General features: G+C 71.9%; 21 protein-coding genes and 1 pseudogene. 15 read left to right on the forward strand and 7 right to left on the reverse strand.

Annotation, left to right across the window (positions count from 1 at the left end):
• Positions 1–78: 78 nt before the first annotated feature.
• The 11 genes from LWC35_RS05990 to LWC35_RS06040 all read left to right on the forward strand — a co-directional run bounded on the left by LWC35_RS05990 (position 79) and on the right by LWC35_RS06040 (position 12,851).
• Positions 79–1,146, forward strand: coding sequence for an S-methyl thiohydantoin desulfurase family protein (locus tag LWC35_RS05990; protein ID WP_232868879.1), 1,068 nt, complete (start codon positions 79–81; stop codon positions 1,144–1,146).
• Positions 1,139–2,695: a hydantoinase/oxoprolinase N-terminal domain-containing protein gene (locus LWC35_RS05995; RefSeq protein ID WP_232868880.1), complete on the forward strand. Its 1,557-nt coding sequence runs from the start codon at positions 1,139–1,141 to the stop codon at positions 2,693–2,695. The genes LWC35_RS05990 and LWC35_RS05995 overlap by 8 nt, the downstream gene beginning before the upstream one ends.
• A 264-nt stretch (positions 2,696–2,959) precedes the next feature.
• A complete protein-coding gene (locus tag LWC35_RS06000) occupies positions 2,960–5,353 on the forward strand; it encodes a xanthine dehydrogenase family protein molybdopterin-binding subunit (RefSeq protein WP_232868881.1) in 2,394 nt (797 codons plus the stop codon).
• Positions 5,350–6,225, forward strand: a complete 876-nt coding sequence (locus LWC35_RS40160) for an FAD binding domain-containing protein (RefSeq protein WP_232868882.1) — start codon at positions 5,350–5,352, stop codon at positions 6,223–6,225. The genes LWC35_RS06000 and LWC35_RS40160 overlap by 4 nt, the downstream gene beginning before the upstream one ends.
• Positions 6,222–6,728: a (2Fe-2S)-binding protein gene (locus tag LWC35_RS06010; RefSeq protein WP_232868883.1), complete on the forward strand. Its 507-nt coding sequence runs from the start codon at positions 6,222–6,224 to the stop codon at positions 6,726–6,728. Before LWC35_RS40160 ends, LWC35_RS06010 begins: the two co-directional genes overlap by 4 nt.
• Positions 6,729–6,786: 58 nt before the next feature.
• Complete coding sequence (locus tag LWC35_RS06015) at positions 6,787–7,713, forward strand: DUF1028 domain-containing protein (RefSeq protein WP_232868884.1); 927 nt, start codon at positions 6,787–6,789, stop codon at positions 7,711–7,713.
• Between the two features lie 117 nt (positions 7,714–7,830).
• Positions 7,831–8,394 carry a YybH family protein gene (locus LWC35_RS06020; RefSeq protein WP_232868885.1) on the forward strand — a complete coding sequence of 188 codons (564 nt, stop codon included), beginning with the start codon at positions 7,831–7,833 and terminating at the stop codon, positions 8,392–8,394.
• Between the two features lie 89 nt (positions 8,395–8,483).
• Positions 8,484–9,476, forward strand: a complete 993-nt coding sequence (locus LWC35_RS06025) for an LLM class flavin-dependent oxidoreductase (protein ID WP_232868886.1) — start codon at positions 8,484–8,486, stop codon at positions 9,474–9,476.
• Positions 9,477–9,486: 10 nt separating this feature from the next.
• A complete protein-coding gene (gene fgd, locus LWC35_RS06030; RefSeq protein WP_232868887.1) occupies positions 9,487–10,497 on the forward strand; it encodes a glucose-6-phosphate dehydrogenase (coenzyme-F420) in 1,011 nt (336 codons plus the stop codon).
• Positions 10,498–10,551: 54 nt separating this feature from the next.
• The gene (locus tag LWC35_RS06035) at positions 10,552–11,376 is read left to right on the forward strand and encodes an alpha/beta fold hydrolase (protein WP_232868888.1); all 825 of its coding nucleotides are present in this window, start codon (positions 10,552–10,554) and stop codon (positions 11,374–11,376) included.
• Between the two features lie 224 nt (positions 11,377–11,600).
• Complete coding sequence (locus tag LWC35_RS06040) at positions 11,601–12,851, forward strand: amidohydrolase (protein WP_232868889.1); 1,251 nt, start codon at positions 11,601–11,603, stop codon at positions 12,849–12,851.
• 1 nt (position 12,852) lies between these two features.
• On the opposite strand, the gene LWC35_RS06045 is transcribed toward LWC35_RS06040, so the two are convergent.
• On the reverse strand, positions 12,853–13,533 hold the full coding sequence (locus LWC35_RS06045) for a trimeric intracellular cation channel family protein (RefSeq protein ID WP_232868890.1): 681 nt from the start codon (positions 13,531–13,533) through the stop codon (positions 12,853–12,855).
• A 403-nt stretch (positions 13,534–13,936) separates the two neighbouring features.
• Here LWC35_RS06045 and LWC35_RS06050 point away from each other — a divergent pair, with 403 nt between their 5' ends.
• On the forward strand, positions 13,937–14,548 hold the full coding sequence (locus LWC35_RS06050) for a MarR family winged helix-turn-helix transcriptional regulator (protein WP_232868891.1): 612 nt from the start codon (positions 13,937–13,939) through the stop codon (positions 14,546–14,548).
• A 119-nt stretch (positions 14,549–14,667) separates the two neighbouring features.
• Positions 14,668–16,005: an NADP-specific glutamate dehydrogenase gene (gdhA, locus tag LWC35_RS06055; RefSeq protein ID WP_232868892.1), complete on the forward strand. Its 1,338-nt coding sequence runs from the start codon at positions 14,668–14,670 to the stop codon at positions 16,003–16,005.
• A 16-nt stretch (positions 16,006–16,021) separates the two neighbouring features.
• Here gdhA and LWC35_RS06060 read toward each other — a convergent pair whose 3' ends face one another.
• The 4 genes from LWC35_RS06060 to LWC35_RS06075 all read right to left on the reverse strand — a co-directional run bounded on the left by LWC35_RS06060 (position 16,022) and on the right by LWC35_RS06075 (position 18,734).
• On the reverse strand, positions 16,022–16,192 hold the full coding sequence (locus LWC35_RS06060; protein WP_232868893.1) for a hypothetical protein: 171 nt from the start codon (positions 16,190–16,192) through the stop codon (positions 16,022–16,024).
• 139 nt (positions 16,193–16,331) lie between these two features.
• A complete protein-coding gene (locus LWC35_RS06065; RefSeq protein WP_308194471.1) occupies positions 16,332–17,699 on the reverse strand; it encodes an NAD(P)/FAD-dependent oxidoreductase in 1,368 nt (455 codons plus the stop codon).
• Positions 17,696–18,013 (reverse strand): DUF3040 domain-containing protein, encoded by a 318-nt coding sequence (locus tag LWC35_RS06070; protein WP_232868894.1) that lies wholly within the window; start codon positions 18,011–18,013, stop codon positions 17,696–17,698. Before LWC35_RS06070 ends, LWC35_RS06065 begins: the two co-directional genes overlap by 4 nt.
• Before the next feature lie 373 nt (positions 18,014–18,386).
• On the reverse strand, positions 18,387–18,734 hold the full coding sequence (locus LWC35_RS06075) for a universal stress protein (protein WP_232868895.1): 348 nt from the start codon (positions 18,732–18,734) through the stop codon (positions 18,387–18,389).
• A 495-nt stretch (positions 18,735–19,229) separates the two neighbouring features.
• On the opposite strand from LWC35_RS06075, the gene LWC35_RS06080 reads away from it, so the two are divergent.
• Positions 19,230–19,739 carry a GreA/GreB family elongation factor gene (locus LWC35_RS06080; RefSeq protein ID WP_232868896.1) on the forward strand — a complete coding sequence of 170 codons (510 nt, stop codon included), beginning with the start codon at positions 19,230–19,232 and terminating at the stop codon, positions 19,737–19,739.
• Positions 19,740–20,107: 368 nt separating this feature from the next.
• Here LWC35_RS06080 and LWC35_RS06085 read toward each other — a convergent pair whose 3' ends face one another.
• Positions 20,108–20,404, reverse strand: coding sequence for a hypothetical protein (locus tag LWC35_RS06085; RefSeq protein ID WP_232868897.1), 297 nt, complete (start codon positions 20,402–20,404; stop codon positions 20,108–20,110).
• Between the two features lie 836 nt (positions 20,405–21,240).
• Between LWC35_RS06085 and LWC35_RS40845 the strand changes: the two are divergent.
• Positions 21,241–21,573: pseudogene (locus LWC35_RS40845) on the forward strand (alpha/beta fold hydrolase); the annotation flags it as partial.
• Between the two features lie 496 nt (positions 21,574–22,069).
• Here LWC35_RS40845 and LWC35_RS06095 read toward each other — a convergent pair.
• Entirely contained in the window at positions 22,070–22,396 is a 327-nt protein-coding gene (locus tag LWC35_RS06095) for a hypothetical protein (protein ID WP_232868899.1), read from the reverse strand.
• Between the last annotated feature and the right edge of the window lie 390 nt (positions 22,397–22,786).

The following is a 22,786-nucleotide window of genomic DNA, read 5'->3' on the forward strand; positions in this document are numbered from 1 at the left end:
ACACTACGGTCGACGGCGCCCGGGTCCCGCCGGGTGGAGCCGTCGGCCGGGTGGACGCGGCGGGAGCGGAGGCCGCGGATGCAGATCGACCTGGGCAACCTCGCTGCGCTGGCGCTGGGGTGCACGGTCTCGGCCGGCGGCGGTGGCGGCGATCCGCGGATCGGCGAGCTCATGGCGGCCGAGGCGATCGAGCGGTGCGGCCCGGTCGAGGTCCGTCCCCTGAGCTCGTTCGGGGAGGCGGAGGTCATCATGCCGTGCGGGATGATCGGTGCCCCCACCGTCATGATGGAGAAGATCCCGCACGGCGCCGAGGGCCGGATCATCCGCGAGACCTACGAGAAACAGTTCGGCCTGCCCGTCGCGGCGCTGATGCCTTTCGAGCTCGGGGGGCTCAACGGCGTCCTGCCCGTTGCGTGGGCCGCGCACGCGGGGCTGCCCCTGCTCGACGGGGACCTGATGGGACGGGCCTTCCCGGAACTGCACATGCTCACCCCGCACCTGTCCGGGATGTCGGGGTCGCCCGCCGTCATCACCGACGAGCGCAGGCAGACCATCGTGTTCGACGCGCGTGACAACGTCTGGCTGGAGAAGCTCGTGCGCAACTGCGTCGCCGCGCTGGGCGGGTCGGCCTGTGGCGGGCTGTACACCATGACCGCGGCCGAGGCGGCCGGGCCGGTCATCGAGGGGACTGTGACCCGCGCATTGGGGATCGGGGAGGCCCTGCGTCGTGACGGGGAGGACCGGGTGGCCGCGGTCGCCCGCGTGACCCCCCTGGCCCGCCTCGGCCAGGGCAAGATCATCGACATCGAGCGGCGCGCCACCGGCAGGTTCGTCCAGGGCTCGACGCTTATCGAGGGCCACGGCGTGGACGCGGGCAGGCTGTTCCGCCTCGAGTTCCAGAACGAGAACCTCGTGCTGCTGGAGGACGGTGCGCCGCTCGCGACGGTGCCGGACGTGATCACGCTCCTCAACGCGCACACCGGCCACGGGCTGGTGACCGAGGAGACCCGCTACGGCCAGCGCGTGGAGATCGTGGTGTTCCCGGCCCCGGCCGCGTGGACGTCCGCGGCGGGGCTGGCGGCCGTCGGGCCCCGGGCATTCGGCTACGACTTCGACTTCGTCCCGGTGCAGGTATCCGGTGGCTGAGCACGACGAACTGCGCGTCGGCGTCGACGTCGGCGGCACGAACACCGATGCGGTGCTGCTCGACGGTCGCAACCGGCTGCTGGCCAAGATCAAGCATCCGACCACTCCCGACGTGACGACAGGACTGCTCAGCGCGTTGCAGCAGGTGCTGCGCCAGGAGCCCGACGCTGCGGCCCGGGTCGGCCGGGTCATGGTGGGCACGACCCACGCGACGAACGCGATCCTGCACCGCCGCAACCTCAGGCGAGTCGCGACGGTGCGCCTCGGCGGCCCGGCGACGCACGCGGTCCCGCCGCTGCGCGGCTGGCCGGCCGACCTGCGGGCGTCGATCTCCTGCGGCGAGACGATCGTCGACGGCGGCGTCGAGATGACCGGCGAACCGCTGGTCCCGCTGGACGAGGACGCGGTGCGACGGTTCCTGGACTCGGTGTCCGAGCAGGCCGAGGGCATCGCCGTTGCGGGCGTGTTCTCCCCGGTCCTGCCCGACCAGGAGTATCGCGTGGAGGAACTCGTCGCCGAGGTGCTCGGCGAGCGGCCGGTCTCGCTCAGCCACGAGGTGGGGTCGCTGGGGCTGCTCGAACGGGAGAACGCGACCGTCCTCAACGCCGCCCTCGTCGAGGTCGCCGAGCAGGTGACGGCTGGCCTGCAGAACGCGCTGAGCGCGCTCGGCATCTCGGTGGAGACGTTCGTCGCGCAGAATGACGGCACCGTCATGAGCCTGGACTACGCGCGCCGATACCCGATCCTGACCATCGGCAGTGGGCCGACCAACAGCATGCGCGGCGCGGGGCACCTGACCGGGGAGCGCGACGCGCTGGTCGTCGATGTCGGCGCGACCACGACCGTGATGGGCATGCTGACCCAGGGCTTTCCCCGCGAGTCGACCGCACCGGTCGACGTCGGCGGGGTTCGGACGAACTTCCGCATGCCCGACCTGGTCTCCCTGTCCCTCGGCGGCGGGACGATGGTGGGACCACCGGGCACGGGAATCCTCGACGCAGGCAGCGTCGGGAACCGGCTATCGGCCGAGGCGCTCGTCTTCGGCGGCGGCGTTCCCACCCTCATCGACGCCGCCGTGGCGGCCGGCCGCGCCGCGGTAGGCGACGTCGGCCGGACGACGGGACACACGCGGCTGCTGCACCGCGCTGTCGCGGCCTGCGACACGCGGCTGGCCGAGGCCGTCGACCGCGTCAAGGCCTCCGCCCGGGAGGTTCCGCTCATCGCGGTCGGCGGCGGCAGCGCGCTCGTGCCGCAGGACCTGCCCGGGGTGCTGACCGTGCACCGGCCCGAGCACCACGAGGTCGCCAACGCGATCGGTGCTGCCGTGGCCGGGGTCTCCGGGGCGGTGGACCGGGTCTTCTCCTACGTCAACGGCCGCGAGGAGGCGATCGCCGAGGCGGTCCGGCTGGCCCGCGACGAGGCCATCCGGGCCGGGGCCGACCCCGGTCTGGTCGACGTGGTGGAGGTCGAGGAGATTCCGCTGGCGTACCTGACCCAGCCGGTGGCGCGGCTGCGGGTCAAGGCGGCTGGCCCGCTGCGGATGCCCTGAGGCCGGGGCGTCACGCACGTTGCTCCCCCGAAACACGAGAGCTACGTCACGGAAGCTTTTCGTGCCTTGCGCACAAGGCGGTGGGCGGACTCGTGTTGACCGCACATGGATCCGGGGGCCTGCTGTTCCTAGATTCGTGATCGTCCCACGGGCCAGCGACACGTACCGGGCGGCTCCGCAGACGCGGAGGCGCAGCTCGGCGGCGCTCCCCTGCAGTCCCCACTCTCGAACCGACGCCACGAGGAGCGACGAGGAGCTTGCCTCATGACCATCGCTGAACCCGTGCAGAACCCGTCCAGGTACACCGGCTCCCCGATCCGCAGGACGGAGGATCCGCGCTTGCTGGCCGGCCGCGGCCAGTACGTCGATGACGTGACGGTGCCGAAGATGATCGAGGCCGCCGTCCTGCGCAGCCCCTTGGCCCACGCCCGCATCACGGGCATCGACGTGAGCCGTGCCCGGGAGCTGCCCGGGGTCTTCGACGTCCTCGTCGGCGAGGAGCTGGCGGCAGTCGCCGGCCCGCAGCCGGTCATCTGGACTCCCATCACCGACCAGCGCATCGCCCGGACGAGGGCGCTCGCCGTGGACCGTGTCCGCTGGGTGGGGCAGGCGGTCGCCGCGGTCGCAGCGGTCGACCGGTACGTGGCCGAGGACGCACTCGAGCTCATCGAGGTCGACTACGAGCCACTGCCCGTCGTGGCCGACCTCGATGCCGCGCTCGCTCCCGACGCGCCGACGCTCTACGACGACTGGCCCGACAACGTCACGGGCTCGCAGACCTACCGCGCCGGCGAGCCGGAGGAGGCGTTCGACAGCGCGGACGTCGTCGTCAGCGGCAGCTTCACCCACGGACGAGCCTTCGGGTGCCCGCTGGAGCCGCGCGGGTGCATCGTCAACTGGGACGCCTTCGAGAACACCCTCGACCTGTGGCTGTCGACGCAGTCGCCCAACCTGGCCCGCGACCTGCTCTCCGAGGTCTTCGGCGTGCCGGTGCACAAGATCCGCGTGCGTACGCCCAACCTCGGGGGCGGGTTCGGCAACAAGTTCGACTTCTACGGCGAGGAGGTCATCGCGGCGGTCCTCTCCCACCGGACGGGACGACCCGTCAAGCTGATCGAGGACCGCTCCGACAGCTTCGTCGCGACCTCGCACTCCCGCGACCAGCGCCTCGACTTCGAGATGGCGCTGCGGCGCGACGGCACGATCGTCGGCCTGCGCGGCGTGTCCTACGGGGTGCTCGGCGGCGCGTTCGGCACCGTCGGGTCCGGGCCGCCCTGGGCGTCCGTGCTCACCTCGATGGGGCCGTACAAGATCCCCAACCTCGACCTGACCGTGACGCCGGTGCTGACCAACCGCGCCCCCTACGGCTCCTACCGCGGCTGGGGTGCGCCGAAGGGCAACATCGTGCACGAGCGGCTGATCGAGTTCGCCGCCCGCGAGCTCGGCATGGACCGCACCGAGATCCGGCGCAAGAACTTCGTCCCGCCGGAGGAGTTCCCGTACTTCAGCGGCGCCGCGTTCACCTACGACAGCGGCCGTTACGCCGACTGCCTCGACCTGGCGCTGGCGAAGGTGCAGGAGCTCGGCTGGCCGCAGCAGCAGGAGCGGGCCCGGGCCGAGGGCCGTTCGGTCGGCATCGGCTACTCGTTCCACATCGAGCCGAGCGCGTACGGCCCCAGCCGGATCATGAACCTCGTCGGTCTCGCGCACTCGGGGTTCGACGAGGCGGTCGTGCGGATGGATTCCGTCGGCAAGATCACCATCTACTCCGGGCAGATCAACATGGGTCAGGGCACCCACACGATCTATGCCCAGCTCGCCGCCGACACGCTGGGCGTCCCGATGGACGACATCGTCGTCGTCACCGGGGACACCGACTCCTGCCCGTACACCGGATACGGAACGGGCGGCAGCCGAGCGGCACCCCTGGGTGGCGCGGCGATCCTCCGGGCCAGCGGGCGGCTCCGGGCGAAGATCCTGCGGGTCGCCGCCGAGCTGCTGGAGGCGTCGGCCGACGACCTGGAGATCGAGAACGGCAAGATCAGCGTGAAGGGCGCGCCCGGACATTCCGTGAGCACCCGCGACGTCGGCGACGCCGCCTACCGGCGCCTGCTGGACCGGCTTCCCGAGAACGAGATGCCGACCCTGGAGGAGGTCGACGTGTTCGACCCCCCGAACATGGCGACGTCGTACGGCTGCACCGCGCTGCTGGTCGAGGTCGACCGGGGAACCGGCCGGGTGACGCTGCTCGACTGCGTGCAGGCCCACGACTGCGGGACCGTCATCAACCCGATGCTCGTGGACGGTCAGCTCGCCGGCGGCCTCGCTCAGGCCCTGGGCGGCGCGCTCCTCGAGGAGCTCGTCTACGACGAGGAGGCCCAGCTGCGGACGGCGAGCTTCATGGACTACCTGCTCCCCACCGCGCTCGACATCCCCCCGTTCCACTTCGTCCACCAGGAGACGCCCGCTCCGGACATCCCCGGCGGGATCAAGGGCGTGGGCGAGGCGGGCACCATCGCCGGTGTCTCGCTGGTGGCCAGCGCGATCGACGACGCGCTCAGCGACCTCGGTGTCGCGGTCACTCGGTTCCCGGTGACGCCACCGAGACTGGTGGAGCTGATCCGCGACGCCGAGCAGCGGAAGGAGGGCGCGCAGTGAAGCCGCCTGCGGTCGGGTACGCCAGAGCAGGGGACGTGCAGGAGGCCGTCGGCCTGCTGGCCGAGCACGGCACGGACTCGAAGGTGCTCGCCGGCGGCCAGAGCCTGGTCCCGTTGCTGAGCTTCCGGCTGGCACGTCCCTCGGTCCTCGTCGACGTCAACCCGATCGGGGATCTCGCCTACATCCGGGAGGACGACGGCGCCCTGGTCATCGGCGCGACCACCCGGCAGCGCGACGTCGAGCTGAGCCCGGTGGTGGCCGAGGCCGTCCCGATGCTCCCCGAGGCGCTGCGGCACGTCGGGCACGTGACCAACCGCAACCGGGGCACGGTCGGGGGAAGCGTCGCCCACGCCGACTCCGCCGCCGAGCTGCCGACGGTCGTCACCTGTCTGGGTGGGGAGATCGTCGTCGAGGGACCACGAGGGCGCCGGACGATCGCCGCCGAGGACTACTTCACCGGCACCTTCACCACGGCGACCGAGTACGACGAGCTGCTGACCGCCGTCCGGTTCCCCCGGCTGCCGGCCGGCACCGGCGTCGCCGTCGAGGAGCTCGCCCGCCGGCACGGCGACTTCGCCATCGTCGCGGCGTTCGCCGCCGTCCACCTCGGTCCCGACGGCACTGTCGATCTCGTGCGGCTCGGCCTCAGCGGAGTCGACTCCGTGCCGCGCCGGCTGCACGAGGCGGAGGCCGCCCTGCTGGGGACCCGGCCGACGGCCGAGGCGATCACCGCGGCGGCGGCAACGGCCCCGAACACCATCCGCCCCAGCAGCGACGTCCACGCCCCGGCCGGCTATCGGCGGGAGATGGCCGAGCTGCTCATCCGACGAGCCATCACGACGGCGAGCGAACGCAGCGAGGTGACCACGTGAGCGACGTGCAGGTGAGCGACAAGCGCACCGTGTCGGTGACGATCAACGGGCACGTCTACACCGCAGAGGTCGCGCCGCGGGTCACCCTCGCGGACTTCCTCCGCAAGGAGTGCGGGCTGACCGGGACCCATCTCGGCTGCGAGCACGGCGTCTGCGGGGCGTGCACGATCATGCTCGACGGCCGGACGGCGCGCGCGTGCTTGATGCTCGCGGTCCAGGTCGACGGATGCACGATCACCACCGTCGAGGGCCTGGCCCGCAACGGCGAGCTCAACCCGCTGCAGCAGGCCTTCTGGGACAACCACGGCCTGCAGTGCGGGTTCTGCACCTCGGGGATGCTCATGTGCGCCACCGAGTTCCTGGAGCAGAACCCGAAGCCGACGGGCGAGGAGGTCCGCGAGGCCATCTCGGGCAACCTCTGCCGGTGCACCGGTTACGCCTCGATCGTCAAGTCCGTCCTGGACGCCGCGGACCGGATGGCCGCCGATGAGGGGGCCCGCTGACGGCCCGAACGGACGGCACCAGGAACCCGCACGGCACAGGGAACGGGAGGAACGGCGGGTGACCTACTCGATCCTCGGCCTCGACCCGGCCGCGGGGCAGATCGGCGTCGCGGTGCAGTCGCATTTCTTCGCGGTCGGCAGCCGCACCGTGCGGGCGCGTGCCGGCGTCGGCGTCGTCGCGACCCAGTCCGTCGTCGAGCCGAGCTACGGGCCGCGGGGGCTGGACCTGCTGGCCCGAGGGGTGGGCCCCCGCGAGGCGCTGGCGGAACTGCTCGCGCGGGACCCGCGGGCCTCGACCCGCCAGGTCGCCGTCCTCGGCGTCGACGGCGAGGGTGCCACCCACACCGGCCGCGACTGCATCGGGTTCGCCGGCGACGCCGTCTCCGAGCACGCGCGTGCGCAGGCGAACCTGGTGGCATCACCCGCGGTGCCCGCGGCCATGACGGATGCCTTCGAGCGTGCCGCCGGTTCGGTGGCCGAACGGCTTGTCGCGGCGCTGCGGGCGGCCGAGGACTGCGGCGGCGACCTGCGTGGCCAGCAGGCCGCCGCGCTGGTCGTCGTCCGCACCGAGCCAACCGGCCGGGCCTACGAGGACGTCGTCGTCGACCTGCGGGTCGACGACGCCCCCCGGCCGCTCGACGAACTCGAACGGCTGCTCGTCAGGTCGAGCGCCCTGCACGGGCTGGTCGCCCTGCTCGAGACCGAAGGGCTGTTGGTCGGCGAGCCCACCGCCTCGGTGGAGTCGGTCGCCGAGGCGCTCGCCGAGCTGCATCGGGCCGAGATCCTCGCCGGCCCGGGCAACGGCGAGCCCGCCGTCTGGCGGGGTCTGTTGCTCGCCCGGGTGGGCCGGACCGAGGAGGCGCGCGCCTGCTTCGCCCGGGCCCGCCCGTCCGTCCCCCACATCGAAGAACTGCTCGACCGGTTGGCCGCGGCGGGGATGTGGACGCTGGAACCCGCCGAGCTGCGGAACTTGCTGGCCGGATGAGCTCATGACCCTGAAGGACGCCACGGTCGGGCCGAGGTACCGGGCGGCCCGACCGGAGGCGACGATGATCGCATCGACCCGGGGTCGGGCCCCGGTCACGACAGTGAGGACGATGACGTGCCGAGCATCGACGAGGACCGCGACGCCATTCTCGAGCTGCACAAGAACTGGTGGGAGGCCAACCACCAGTTGGTGATCCCGCTGATGGAGACGGTGTTCCCCGCCGGGGACGCCTACCTCATGTTCAACCTCAACGGGCACCCGTACTTCGGGATCAAGGAGAAGGTCGCGCTCTGGGAGCACTACCGCAAGGAGCTCGACATCGTCGAGTTCCCCGACATCGAGATCATGCGCCTGACGATCTCCGGGGACATGGCCTGGATTGCCTGCGAGGGCATCTTTCCCCTCCGCGTGATCGGCGAGTCCGGCACGGGGTCGGCCACCTGGCGGACCGATGAGGGGATCGAGTACGACCCCTTCGGCATCCGCGCCACGGAGATCTACCAACGCGACGACGGCACCGGGGCGCCGGTGTGGAAGATGTGGCACTTCCACTGCTCGCCGATGCCGGCTGCCGACGAGCCGAGGGCCGGACTCGGCGGCACACGCGACGAGCGTGGGCTCGGGTGCGGGCCCGGCATCACGCCGCTGCGCATGACCAGCCGGGGAGTGCGGTCCTAACTGCCCACACCCGGGCCTCAGCCCGCAGGCCGCCCGCGCAACCGCCCACCGCGGCGCCCCGGACGCGCCACGACCCACAAGGAGAGCCCATGAGCGAGACCTTCCCCGTCGGGGTGTTCGTCGCGACGTCCACCCCGCCCGAGCAGATCGGGCCGCTGGCCGCATCGGCCGAACGACTCGGCTTCGGCGAGGTGTGGGTGGCCGAGGACTACTTCTGCTACGGCGGGTTCACCGGCGCCGCGCTCGCGCTGGGCGCGACCGAGCGCATCACGGTGGGGCTGGGCATCGTGGCCGCCGTCGCGCGCCACCCCGCCGTGACGGCCATGGAGATCGCGAGCCTGGCCAGGGCATACCCGGGCCGATTCCTCCCTGGCATCGGGCACGGGCTGCCGGTGTGGACCGACCAGATGGGCCTCACCGCCAAGTCTCCGCTCAGCGCCCTGACCGAGTGCGTCGAGGGCGTTCGCGAGCTCCTCGCCGGCACCACCGTCGACCGCCAGGGCAAGCAGTTCACCTTCAAGGACGTGACGGCGGTGCACCGCCCCACCAAGCCCGTCCCGCTCCTCACCGGCGTCCTCGGCCCCAAGTCGCTGCGGCTGTCCGGCCGGATCGCCGACGGCACCGTGATGAGCGTCGTCGCCGGCACCCGCTACCTCGAGGCAGCCGTCGCCCACATCCGGGAGGGAATGGCCGAGGCCGGCCGCTCCGAGCACCTGGTCCCGACCTTCGCGTTGTTCAGCCTCGACCGCGACGGGGACGCGGCGAAGGCCGCGGTGCGGCCCGCCCTCGCGATGTACATCGCGGCCCTCGGCCCGCACAACCCGCTCACCGGCGCGTTCGGGTACAACGACGAGATCGCGACCATGCTCGAGGAGACCGATCCCACCGACCTGCCCGACGCGCTGCCCGCGGAATGGGTCGAGACGCTCACGGTCGCGGGGGATCCGGACGAAGTCGCCGCCCGCATCGCGGCGCTGCGGGCGGCGGGGGCCACGACGGTGGTGCTCTCCCCCGTCGACGCCGAGAACGCGCAGCGCGAGCTGGAACTCGCGGCCGCCACCGTCCTCCCCCAGCTGACCTAGGGAGCGCGCAGTGGGCATCACCATCGGATACAAGGCGTCTGCGGAACAGTTCGGGCCGCGGGCCCTGGTCGAGTACGCCGTGCGCGCCGAGGACGCCGGCCTCGACAGTGTGTGGGTGTCCGATCACTTCCTGCCGTGGCGGCACCACGGCGGCCACGCGCCGTCGGCACTGGCCTGGATCGCCGCCGTCGGCGAGCGCACGCGCCGGGTGACCATCGGCACCAGCGTGCTCACCCCCACGTTCCGCTACAACCCCGCCGTCGTCGCGCAGGCGTTCGCGACGATGTCGCTGCTGACCGAGGGCCGGGTCGTGCTCGGCGTCGGCACCGGTGAGGCGCTCAACGAGGTCGCCGTGTCCGGGCGAGAGTGGCCGGAGTTCAAGGAGCGGTTCGCCCGCCTGCGCGAGGCGGTCGACGTGATGCGCGGCCTGTGGACGAGCGACTCGGTCGATCACCGCGGCGAGTACTACACCCTGGTCGACGCGAGGATCTACGACCGGCCGGACCGGCCGGTCCCGGTGTACGTCGCCGCCGGCGGTCCGCTCGTGGCGAACTACGCCGGACGTCTGGCCGACGGCGTGATCTGCACGTCCGGCAAGGGCATGGACCTCTACACCGAGAAGCTCATGCCCGCCGTGGTCGACGGGGCCGCCGCGGCGGAACGTGACCTGATCGGCGTCGACAAGATGCTCGAGCTCAAGCTGTCCTACGACCGGAACCGTCGGCGGGCGCTGGACAACACCCGGTTCTGGGCGCCGTTGGCGCTGACGGCCGAGCAGAAGCACTCCGTCGCCTCGGCGGAGGAGATGGAGCGCCTGGCCGACGAGCTGCCGATCGACCAGGTGGCCAGCCGGTGGATCGTGGCCTCGGACCCCGAGGAGGTCGTCGCCCAGGTCAAGCCCTATCTCGACGCGGGCCTGACCCATCTCGTCCTGCACGGCCCCGGCCACGACCAGGACCGGTTCCTCGACCAGGTGGCCGAGGACGTGCTGCCTCGGCTGCGCGCCCTCGGCACGGACTGATCGCGGGCCCATTGGATGTCCACGCCGATACCACAGCGACGCGAGCGGAGACCGATGTCGCGGAACGTGTCCGCAGCCGTCGAGGGGAGGTCGGGGCCGATCGCCCACCTCGCCTGGCCCGGAGCCTCGGGGCGCACACCCGTCCTGTTCCTGCACCCCGTGAACACGGCCGCTGCCCTGTGGGGCGACGTCGCTCGCCACCTCGACGGCGAACGGCCGGCCGTGGCGGTGGACTACCGCGGGCACGGCCGGTCCGTTGCCGCGGGTCCATACCTCCCGTCCGATTACGCGGCGGACGCCCTCACCGTCCTCGACGCCGTGGGGCTGCGGCGGGTCCATGTCGTGTGCGGATCGATCGGCGGCGCCGTGGCCGTCGAGCTGACCGCAAGGGCCCCGGACCGCGTCGCGAGCATCACCGCGTTCGGTGCGGCGCTGCACATCGGCTGGCCGCCGGCGCAGCTCGACGAGGTGGAGCAGGACCTCAGGCACCGCGGGGTCGAGGCGTGGTTCCGGGCGCACGCGACCGACATTCTCGGGCCCGCGGCCGTGCCGGGGGCGGGCGACGCGCTGGCTGAGCTCGCGTCCAGCGGCGGGGACGGAGTCCGCGACATCGAGGTGGTGGTCGCGGCGACGCGCGCCACCTTCGGGGCCGCGGACTCACGCCCGACCGCGCGGACGCTGCGCCGTCCATTGCCGCCGACGCGGGTGTTCGTCGGCTCGCACGATCCGACCTGCCCCGTCGAGTCGGCGCAAGAACTGGCCAACCTGCTGGATGGTGAGGTCCACACGATCCCGGGCATCGGCCACCTGCCCATGCTGGAGGACCCCCGAGGGACGGCAGAGAAGATCCGCACCTTCCTGACGACCGTTCCCGACTGACGCGCTACCCCGGGGCGGCCCGTCCGGTTGTCGCCTTCTGCGAGCGTCACCGGGTTCTCCTGCCCGAGGCCGCAGACGTCGGGAGCTCAACGGAAGTCCGCCTCCGGCTGCGCTCTTCGACAGCATCTGGTGACGCAGGCCGGAGGCGTTGGGCAAGGTCGTCCCAAGGTCGTCCCGGGCCGTCATGTCGGGCGCTCGCGGCCGACGAGGGCCACGATGCCGCCATGACGACGTCGACGGTGCTGTCCGGGCTGGATCAGGTGCACGTCTGGCAGGAGGAGTTCTACAAGAACCTGCACGCCCATCCGGAGTTGTCCCATCAGGAACGGCGCACAGCGGAGCGGGTGAGCAAGCGGCTGCGGCAGGCCGGGTACGAGGTGCACGGCGATCTGGGCGGCACCGGAGTAGTGGGCGTTCTCGTCAACGGCCCCGGCCCGACAGTGCTGGTGCGCGCAGACATGGACGCGCTCCCGGTGCGGGAGGACACCGGGCTGCCCTACGCCAGCACCGTCATGACGACCGACGCTGCGGGGGACCAGGTGCCTGTTGCCCACGCGTGCGGTCACGACGTGCACGTGAGCTGCCTGCTCGGCGCCGCCCAGATGCTCGCCGACGGTCGCGGGTCCTGGCACGGAACGCTGGTGACGTTGTTCCAGCCGGCCGAGGAGACCGGCGACGGGGCCCGCGGCATGCTCGCCGACGGGCTCGCCGGGCGAATCCCGACCCCGGACGTGGCGCTGGCCCAGCACGTACTGCCCTTTCCGGCCGGGCAGGTGGGCACCCTGGCCGGCCCGGTGCTCTCCGCCGCGGACAGCATGCGGATCACCGTTCACGGACGCGGCGCGCACGGGTCGATGCCCCACGCTGCGGTCGATCCCGTCGTGCTCGCGGCCATGATCGTGATCCGGCTGCAGACCATCGTCTCGCGGGAGACCCCGCCCGGGGAGACTGCGGTGCTGACCGTGGGCTCCCTGCGGGCGGGCAGCAAGAGCAACGTCATCCCGGACCGCGCCGTGATCGAGCTCAACGTCCGCACCTACAGCGACGCCACCCGAGCCACGATTCTGGACGCGATACGCCGCATCGTGACCGCCGAATGCCAAGCCTCGGACTGCCCACGCGACCCGGAGTTCGAGCTGTTCGACCGGTTCCCGCTCACCACGAACGACGCGGCCGTGACAGACCGGGCGGCCGCCGCGTTCGCCGAGTTCTTCGGCGACCGCGCCGGACCTCTGGAGCAGCAGACGGCCAGCGAGGACTTCAGCGACATTCCGGCGGCCCTGGGCGTGCCCTACACCTATTGGGGCATCGGGGGCGTGGACCCGCAGACCTACCGGCAGGCGCAGGACGCGGGCCGCGTCGCCCAGGACATCCCGGTGAACCACTCCCCCGGCTTCGCCCCGGTCATCCAGCCCACCCTCGACACCGGAACCCAAGCCCTCGTCGTCGCCGCAATGGCCTGGCTGGGGCGCTGACTCACCCGTCGTCTCGCTCGTCGTCCCGAGGGCTGTCGGGGTGGCCGTCGGGGTGGTCGCCGCCGGGCGGGCCGGGCGCGTTGAGCCGGAACCGGACTCCGATCATCCGGACGGCGAAGCAGATCGCGGCGGCGCCGAGCGCCGTGGGCAGCCCGTAGGTCCCGGTACGCACCGCAGCGGCGGTGAGCGCGGCCGCGAGGAGCGCCGGGATCGCGTAAAGGTCCGAGTGCAGCACCGAGGGGATCTGCCGGACCAGGGTGTCGCGGATCGTGCCGCCGCCCACCGCGGTGATCGCACCGAGCAGGATCGCCGGCCCGATCCCGAGGCCGAACTCGAGTGCCTTGGCGGCGCCGATCACCGCGAACACGCTCAACCCGACCGCGTCCAACACGACGATCGGCGTCTCCAGCCGTTCCAGCCGCCGACTCAGCGCGAAGGCGACGAGCCCGCCGCCCAGGGCCAGGGCCAGGTAGCGCCAGTCCCTGAAGGCGGCCGGCGGGACCGCTCCGATCAGTACGTCACGAGTGATTCCCCCGCCCAGTGCCGTGATCACTGCGAGCGCGAGGACTCCGACGATGTCGAGCCTGGCCGCCCGCACGGCGGTCAGCGCGCCGTTCAGGCCGAACACGAACGTGCCGGTCAGATCCAGCGCGAGCAACAGCGGTGGCTCCGGCGGCGTCACGCCGTCTTCCTAACAGCACGTCGGCGCCCTCGCTGACCCGCGCGCGACCGCGCGAGCGTGGCCCCGGCTCCCCCAGCGACGCGGAGTAGGCACGGCCGCGGGTCCTGTGGGGTGGGCCTGGGACAGGAGACCTGCCTCGCCATCGAACATCTCGATGGTGAACCTGATGTCCGCCGTTTCGCGGCCGTTCTCGCCTCCCTGACGTTCCTGCCCACCGCCCTGCTGCGATTCGGGCCGGCCGCTGGCGCCTTCCGTCTCTGAGCCGGCGCTTCCCCGGCGGCACTGTCTCGTCGGCCGTCGTCCTCGTCGACGCGGGCACCGAAGATCGTGCGATCGACACCGCGCGCCGTGCCAGGGATCGTCTCCGTCGAACGCGAGTCGAGGCAGGTCATGGACGTGGCGGGTGCAGCTCGACGCCGTACTCGCCGAGCCGGCCGACAGCGAAGCCGCCGTCGCGACGGTCGCGGGGCAGCGCCAGGCGCTCGCCGCCATTCCTGACGGGCGGCGCGCTGGTCGGCGGAGCAACGGCAGCTCAGATGCTGGGGTGACGCCCGACGCCGAGGGTTCCGCTCCGGCCGAGCTGCCGCGGCAGCGGGGACGGGGCCCGTCGAGCGGACTGACGAAGCAGGACTTCGAAGCCCTGGCCCGCTTCCGCTTCGGCATCCGCCGGTACCTGCGCTTGCGCGAGGAGACCGTGCGCGACCGTGGACTGACGCCCCGGCAGTACCAACTGCTGCTCGCCCTCGAGGGCTTTCCCGGGCGGGAGGGGGCCACGGTCGGCGAGCTGGCGGAGCGGCTGCCACTGCGCCATCACAGCACGGTCGAGTTGATCAATCGCGCTCAGGCCCAGGAGCTGGTGAGCCGTAGCCAGGATCCCGAGGACGCGCGCGTGGTGCGGGTGGAACTGACCGGCGTCGGCGAGGACGTCCTCGGTCGGCTCAGCTGGCCGCACCGGCTCGAGCTCGACCGGATGGGCACGGTACTCACGGCTCCGAACTGGCGGAACGAGCAGTAGCGCGGATCGCCCGGGCAGTCGGGTTCCCACCCCGGTGCACGGCCCAGGCCGGGGCACCGGTCAGGATGCAGGAGCCGGCAAACGCGGCACAGCGGGTGGAAGGGCACGGACGGTACGACATGCACGAGGCACTGCAGCCGATCTACGAGCGGGTGCTGTCCCGCAATCCGGGCGAGACGGAGTTCCACCAGGCCGTCCGCGAGGTGCTCGACAGCATCGGCCCGGCGGTGGACAAGCACCCCGAGTACGCCGACGCCAAGATCGTCGAGCGCATCTGCGAGCCGGAGCGGCAGATCATCTTCCGGGTGCCGTGGGAGGACGACGACGGCGGCATCCACATCAACCGCGGGTTCCGGGTGGAGTTCAACAGCGCGCTGGGCCCGTACAAGGGCGGGCTGCGGTTCCACCCGTCGGTGCTGCTGGGCACGGTGAAGTTCCTCGGCTTCGAGCAGGTGTTCAAGAACGCGCTGACCGGGCTGCCGATCGGCGGCGGCAAGGGCGGCTCGGACTTCGACCCGCGCGGGCGCTCGGACCGCGAGATCATGCGGTTCTGCCAGAGCTTCATGCTCGAGCTCTACCGCCACATCGGCGAGTACACCGACGTACCGGCCGGCGACATGGGCGTGGGCGGGCGCGAGCTCGGCTACCTGTTCGGCCAGTACAAGCGCATCACCAACCGCTACGAGTCCGGGGTGCTGACGGGCAAGGGCCTGATCTACGGTGGCGCCCAGGTGCGCCGCGAGGCCACCGGCTACGGCAGCGCGTTCTTCGTCGAGGAGATGCTGCGGGTCCGCGGGCAGTCGTTCGAGGGCAAGGACGTCGTGGTGTCCGGCTCGGGCAACGTCGCGATCTACACCATCGAGAAGGTCCACGAGCTCGGCGGACGGGTCGTGGCCTGTTCCGACTCGGGCGGGTTCGTGCACGACCCGAACGGCATCGACCTGGAGCTGCTCAAGGACGTCAAGGAGATCCGCCGGGAGCGGATCAGCGCCTACGCCGACAAGGCGTCGAGCGCCACCTTCGTCGGGGACGGCTCGATCTGGGAGGTGCCGTGCCAGGTGGCGCTGCCCTCGGCCACCCAGAACGAGCTCGACGCCGCCGGGGCGGCCGCGCTGGTGCGCAACGGCTGCCTGGCCGTCGGCGAGGGCGCCAACATGCCCACCACGCCCGACGCGGTGCGGGTGCTCCAGGAGGCCGGGGTCGCGTTCGGCCCGGGCAAGGCCGCCAACGCCGGCGGGGTGGCCGCCTCGGCACTGGAGATGCAGCAGAACGCCTCCCGGGACTCCTGGACCTTCGAGCACTCCGAGGCCCGGCTGCGCGAGATCATGATCGACATTCACGCGCGGTGCCATCGGACCGCGGAGGAGTACGGAGCCCCCGGGAACTACGTCGCCGGGGCGAACATCGCCGGCTATGCCCGGGTGGCCGAGGCGATGCTCGCCCTGGGCCTGATCTGAGCACCGACTCCTCCGATCACCGCTCCCGTGCCGGACCCGCGGGGACGGGCTCGAGGAGCTCGTGGGCGACAGCAGCCCCGAGCGCGGGGACCACGACGCTGTCGAGCTCGCCGGAGGTCACCTTGCCGACAACGCTCGGGGTACCGGGACCGGGAGCAGCCGGGCTGTTGAGGGCGTCGTGGGTCATCTCAGCGCGACTCGTCGTGGGGGGCCGTGTCGCGGACTTCCGAAGGTGCGACCTGCGGCCGGCCTCGTGCAGGAGCGGTGCCGAGCTCGTGAGGCCGCAGCGATCGGCGCGTCGACGCCCGACACCGCCCGGGGCTCGGTCATCGGATCGGGCGGAAGGGTTGCAGCTCGTACGGCACGTTCCCGGTGACGATGGCGTCGGCGAGCAGGCGGCCGGTGAGCGGGCCGAGCACGATGCCCCACATGCCGTGCCCGCCGGCGGCGAACACTCGCGGCGAGCTCGTCGGACCGACCAGGGGCAGCCCGTCCGGGGTGCACGGGCGGGAGCCGACCCATTCGTCCTGGCGCTCGTCGAGGTCCACGCCGCGCAGGAATGGCCTCGCGGCGTTCACGATCGCCTGCACGCGCCGCTGGTCGAGGGGCTCGTCGGGGTCGCGGAACTCCATCATGCCGGCGATCCGCAGCCGCTCCCCCAGCGGTGTGCAGGCGACGCGCTGGACCGGCAGGTACACCGGCCCGTCGGGCAGCTGTTCGGCGGCGACGGTGAAGCTGTAGCCCCGCCCGGCCTGGACGGGCACCCGTACTCCGAACCGGTAGCCGAGTTCGGGCAACCACGCGCCGGTGGCGATCACGGCCGCGTCATAGCGGTGCACCCCTGTGCGGGAGCGCACCCACACCTGCTGCCCGTCGTCGAAGACGTCCGAGACCCGGGTGTTCTCGCTGATGACGGCCCCGCGCCCCCGGACCGCGTCGGCGAGCGCGGCGAGATAGCGCGGCGGGTCGATGAACCGCTGCTCGTGCAGCTGCACCGCGGCCGCGACGTGCTCGGTGAGGATCGGGGCGCGCTCGCGTGCCTGCTCCCCGGTCAGGACGTCGAAGCCGAGCTTCTGCCCGATCCGTTCCAGCTCACCGAGTTCCTCGAGCAGGCGCGCGCGTTCGTCGGCGTGGGAGAAGCAGACCAGGAACGGGTCCGCCGGCTGGGTCAGGGCCTCGACCCCGCCGGCGGCGAGTTCGTCGAAGGCGTCGAGGGCCTGGCGGTTGACACCCCGGTAGGCGGCCATGCCGCGCCGCCACCGGTGGGTGGTGCAGTTGCGGGCGAACCCGGCCAGGAACCGCCACAGGCTCGCCTGGAGGCTGATCGGCACGTAGACCGGCGAGGCGGGATCGAGCGCGGCGCGGATTCCGTAGCGCAGCACGGTCGGTTCGGGCAGCGGGGTGGTCAGTGCGGGCGCGAGCCACCCGGCGTTGCCCCACGACGAGCCCGCGGCGACCGCGTTCCGCTCGAGGACGTCGACGTCGACCCCGCGCTGTTGGAGGAACCAGGCGGTGGCCAGCCCGACCATCCCGGCGCCGACGACCGCGACCCGCCCCGTGCGCCCCGGCGCCGGGGGGAGCTCCTCGAGCGAGCAACTCCACCGCCCGCCGGGCTCGGCGGGTTCGGTCGCACCAACCAGCTGATCAGGAGCGAGGGGCTGGTCGGTGTCGTCGGGCCGATGGGTGTCGTTCACCGTGTGGTCTCCTTGTTCGCCTTGGCCTCGACGGGTGCCTCGACGTGGACGCCGCTGAGCCAGCCCAGGAAGCCGGCCAGGGCGGCGACGAGGAGGGCCGGGCCGGCGAGTCCCAGGACGAGCAGCCCGACGACCAGGACGAGCAGGCCGGCAACCGGCCGGCTGAAGTGGAACTGGCGAGGGCAGCTGCGGGTACGGCTGCGGACGGGCAGCCGCTGCTGGCCATCACCGAGTCGAGTGACGAACTCGGGGTCGTCCGTGCGAAGCCGGCGTTCGACCTCGTCGAGCACGTGCCGCTCGTGGTTGTTCAACATTGCACTTCTCCTCAACAGTGCTCGTTCGTCAGGGCCGAAATGGGTTCGGTCGGTTACCAGTTGGCCGGTGGATCGCTGGCCGGGAAGGAATGCTCGCCCCACTCCTGGACAATGTCTCGGACGCTGTCCTCGGCCTCGTGCGGTTCGACGGCGATCGCCTCGACGGCGATTGCGACGGATATACCGAGTCCGTGCGTGGTGGCGCCGAGAACCCACGGCGGAGCCGACGCGTGCCCATTGGTGCGAGCACGCGACGAACCAGAGGCATGACATTTGTCGGGCACGGTAGCTCCAAGGATCAACGCCACCGGAGGGTGGCCGGTTCGATCGCCGCAGTTGCGGCGGTAGTGGCGCACGGGCGACCGTGTGGCCATCACGGATGGAAAGTGCGGGCACTTCTTGTCCTGCACGCGGGACGACGCCTGGCGCGACCGAGAACGAGCAGGTCAGCAGAGCGGTCGGCCAGACGAAGCAGCGTTTCGTCCGGCTCCCCCGGCGTGACGACGAGGCGGACGTCGACATCGTCGGCGGGCACCGACGCCTGCGCGAGCGCGTGGTAGGCGTCCTGCAGCGCCGGCGGGCCGCCGCGGGGGCCCGTGGCGCCGTCGCGGTCGTCGCGGACGTCGACCGCGTACAGGGCCGCGCCGGTTCCGCGGGCCAGCGACATCGCGGTGTCGACGACCCGTGGATGAGCGCCTCGCCCGCCCACGCCCACGATCACCCGTGGCCGCACAGCCGACTCCACAGCACGCACCCCTTCGCATCAGATGGCCCATCCAGTAGCCCCGGACGGATCGTCGAGGCCGTGGTTGATCAGGACTTGGTGGGCCTGCCGACTGTGGCGCCACACGGAGAAGCTCGGCAGGCCCGACATCCACCATGCCGAGGGGAACCCGGCGGGGACAGGGCGAGGTCCCGCAACCTCGCAGCTGCTCTCGTTTCCGGGTTCCGGCAAAGTTGAACCCCGTTCCGGCGATTGTGGTACATGTGGCGCTACCGCCCGACGGTCGCCGGGAAGAAGCGGGGTGCCGACGCCCGGAAACAACAGCGAAAACGGTCGACGCCGCGTTTTTCCCGTCGCTAGGCTCGACCGCCACTGAGCACGGCCCGACGCGCCTCGGGCCGTGCTCCTTCGCATCTGCTGCCGCAGCCACGCCCACGCCACCCGGCGGCCGGGCCGGCTTTCACCGAAATGTTCCTGTGAGGAGTGAGGAAGATGACCGAAACGCAGGTCTGGCTGGCACAAAGCGCTTATGACCGTCTCAAAACGGAGCTGACGACATTGTTGCGGCAGCGGACCGAGGGACTCAGCGGACCAGCAGCCGAGCAGTTCATCGGCGACAGCGCCGACCAGAACACCGGCCAGCAGCTGCTGACCGACCGGCGGGAGCGCGAGAACCGGATCCGGAAGCTGCAGGAACTGCTGCAGAACCCGCTGGTCGGCCAGGACCTACCCGACGACGGCGTGGCCGAACCCGGAATGATGCTCACCGTCCGCTACGAGGACGACCAGGAGACCGAGACGTTTCTGCTCGCCCATCACGAAGAGGGCGCGTACCCGGACGACCTGATGCTCTGCTCACCCGACTCCCCGTTGGGGCAGGCGTTGCCCGGGAAGAAGCAGGGCGAAAAACTGCAGTACGTTCTCCCGAACGGACACCTCATGGACGTCACCTTGTTGCGGGCGGTCCCCTACCGCCCCGAAGGCCTGGCCGCGGCGGGTTAGGCCCGCGCCCCAGCGTGGGCCTGGGCGATGCCCGTGGCCGTGCGTGGCCGTGCGTGGCCGTCCGCGTCGGTTGCGGCGGGAGGCATGCCGTCCCTCGAACCTGCCGCGGCGATGGCCGATGCTCCCCAGGTGCGGCGTCTCGAGCAGTCGATAGCTGGTCGCCGCCGGGGTATCGACGCCGCTACGCATCTCGTTGCCAGGCTCCGGCAACGATGCCCGGCAGTACTTCGCCGACACAGCCACCTGTGCGGAGCCATCGCGACGGGGCAACCTGGCCATGTCGGGGACGCCATCTCGGCGAGCAGGAGGCATGCAGGCCGGACCTCCCTTTTGGGCCGGTCTGCATGCCTCCGTTGTATGACGACTTCTCAGGATACGGTGACGACCATGCCGGGTTTGCGATTGGCAACGTGCCCGAGCGAACGAGTGTGCAAGTTTCCGCGCATGCCGCGAAGGGTGGGTCCGACGCGTATTGAAAGCCCTGCGCGAACGAGGACGAAATGATTTTCGAGTACCGCTTCCGAGTAGATAAGGATGCCCGACTGCTCGAAGGTCATTGAATAGCCAGAGGGGCCGACTCGGTAAGTGCCGGAAAAGGGTGTGAAAGGCGTGGGGCTGGTGTGGCGGCGAGCCACGGGACCGCCGATGTTGTGGTTGAGCGGCATGGTGGGTGCCTCGGTGAGTGGGTCAGGCGGTGAGCATCTGGGTCGCCTCCGGGACGTGGGCGTGCGGCGGACGCGCAGCGGCCCGATCGTCGAGGCGATCCTGGTCGACGGCGATGGGCAGTGCTTCGCGCTGCCAGCTGGGGCGGTGACGCGCTGGCACCGACAGCGACTGCAGGTCCGCACCCCGCGACAGGCCTGCCGTATGACACGGCCACCGCTCGAGCCCGAGCGGGAATGGCTCGCCGGCACCGTGCTGGGCAAGCCCGTGCTGACCATGGCCGCGCACACCGCTGCCAGGCGGATCAGCGATGTCGGATTACGCAGGCTACGCGACGGCCGATGGATCGTCTGGCTGGTCGACACTCGTCCGGCCTGGCAGCGACGGTGCGGGCTCCCCCGCCGGACCACGCCGTGGAGCGTGCTGACCCGGCGCGGCGTCATCACCCGGCGCGGCCGGGTCGAATCCGGCCGCCCCACTCCTCCGGCACCTTCCACCGCGGCCGAGCAACCCGGCGGCCGGTGGACCACGACGCGGCCCGTGCCGGTCGGCCGCCCGGTCATCGCACTGCTCCCTCGACAACGCGCCTGCTCCGGCATGCGGCGAGGGGAATCGACGAGAGGAACACGTCATGTGGATCTACCGCGGTAGGTCCGGCCGAACGGCGGTCCAGAGTTGGTGCCGACAACGCCTCGACAACTGGGCGCTGCCGCACCGACGAGGACAGGTCGGCGATGAGGCCCCGTGGGCCCACCGCAGTACACATCTGGTGGTCGCCGGGACCCAGCACCGGCAGACCGTCGTCGTGCTACCGGGGCGGCATGGCAACGCCGCCGTGATGAGCCGGGTGCTCGAGCGGCTTGTCACCCGGTACCGGGTGGTCGCGGTCGACCTGCCCGGCGAGGCCGGGATGGGGTCGGCCGGCCGACCGAACACCCATCGCCTGCGTGACTACGGCCGGTGGCTCGACGGGCTCCTCGCCCGGCTGGCCCGCGAGGCCCCGGACGGGGTGACCGTGCTCGCCCACGGGTTCGGCGCCGCGGTCGCGCTGGCTGCCAGGCCCGCGGCGCACATCAAGGGTCTGGTCCTGCTCAGCCCGCACGGCCTCACCCGCCCGACGATCCGCATCGGGGTGGCCTTCGCGCTGCTGCGTTGGCGGATCGCCCCCACCGCGGCGGCCGGCGCGCGGCTGCTCGCCGCGCTCGCCGGACCGGGCTTCACGCCCCCCGCCGCGCTGGTGGACTGGTTGCGCCTGGTCGGTCGGCATGTTGCCCTGAGCACCACCCCGCCGGCGCAGCTCCAGCTGGCGCATCGCTGGCGTACGACACCGGTCACGGTGGCCGTCGGCGAGCACGACCCGCTCTTCGGCGACGGCCGGCTCGACCGCGCCGTTCGGCGCGCCCTGGGCACCGAAGTGCTGACGGTGCCTGGGGTCGGAGCGCTACTCCCTCACGAACGGCCCGACGCAGTGCTGGCAGTCCTGCGGGCCCACGTCGACCTCGCTCGCGCTCCGGCACTGCACGGGGAGTCCCACGAGAACCTCGCCGAGGCTGTGCGTCGAGCCGACCCGGACAGGAAAGGCCGAGACGGGCGCCGCCCGGACCGGACCCGCGACCGCACACAGCAGTGGGCGGGTCACGTCGCGGCGCCCGGTGCAGCGAGGCGGGTCAGTACGGCCAGCACCGCCCGCGCCGGTCGATCAGCCGCGCCCCGGCAGGCAGGCCGCCCACCAGGCAGTCCCGCACGCTCGCAGCGACTCCCACGACGACCACCTCGGCGGGAGCGGCGAGTTCATGCAGCAGCCGGACCAGCAGGAGCAACTGTGAACACACCGTCGCGCCGAGCACCGGCAGCTCGGACAGGTCGACGACCACCGTGCCTCCGGCGTGATCGCCGGTCTTCGCAGCCCGCGACTCGAGTTCGCGGCGTACCTGTCGGATCAGCGCCGGAACACTACGCGGCATCGACTGCGCGTCAGCGGCGGTGATCCCCACCCGAAGCGGGCCGGATTCAGGCCTCGGGCCGACGACCCGGCGCTGCGCCCGGGCACTCGCTGCCGAGTTGACCCCCGACGCCGCGCGCCTCGGCGGATCAGGTCTGCACGCCGAGCAGCGCCTCGTGCCGTAGTCGGCCACGGGGCCGGAGCCGGGGCGGCGCAGCGACGAGGACGGGGTGGGCGCGGACCGCGGCGTTGTCCGGGTCATCCATCCTCCCGAGCCGCATGGATTCGGTGAACGGTGGGCGCTGTCGTGGTGGCGCGTCGCCGGACCGGGCACGGCGAGGGCGGTCCGCGACGGGCTGGCAGGTCGCGAGCACCTCGGTTGCGAGCGTCGCCGCGGCGCGCTGCACGCAAGGCGGCACGGCAGCGTGGTCGTGGACGAGAA

The sequence above is a fragment of the Pseudonocardia kujensis genome (assembly GCF_021283305.1).
GTDB classification, from domain to species: Bacteria; Actinomycetota; Actinomycetes; order Mycobacteriales; family Pseudonocardiaceae; genus Pseudonocardia; species Pseudonocardia kujensis.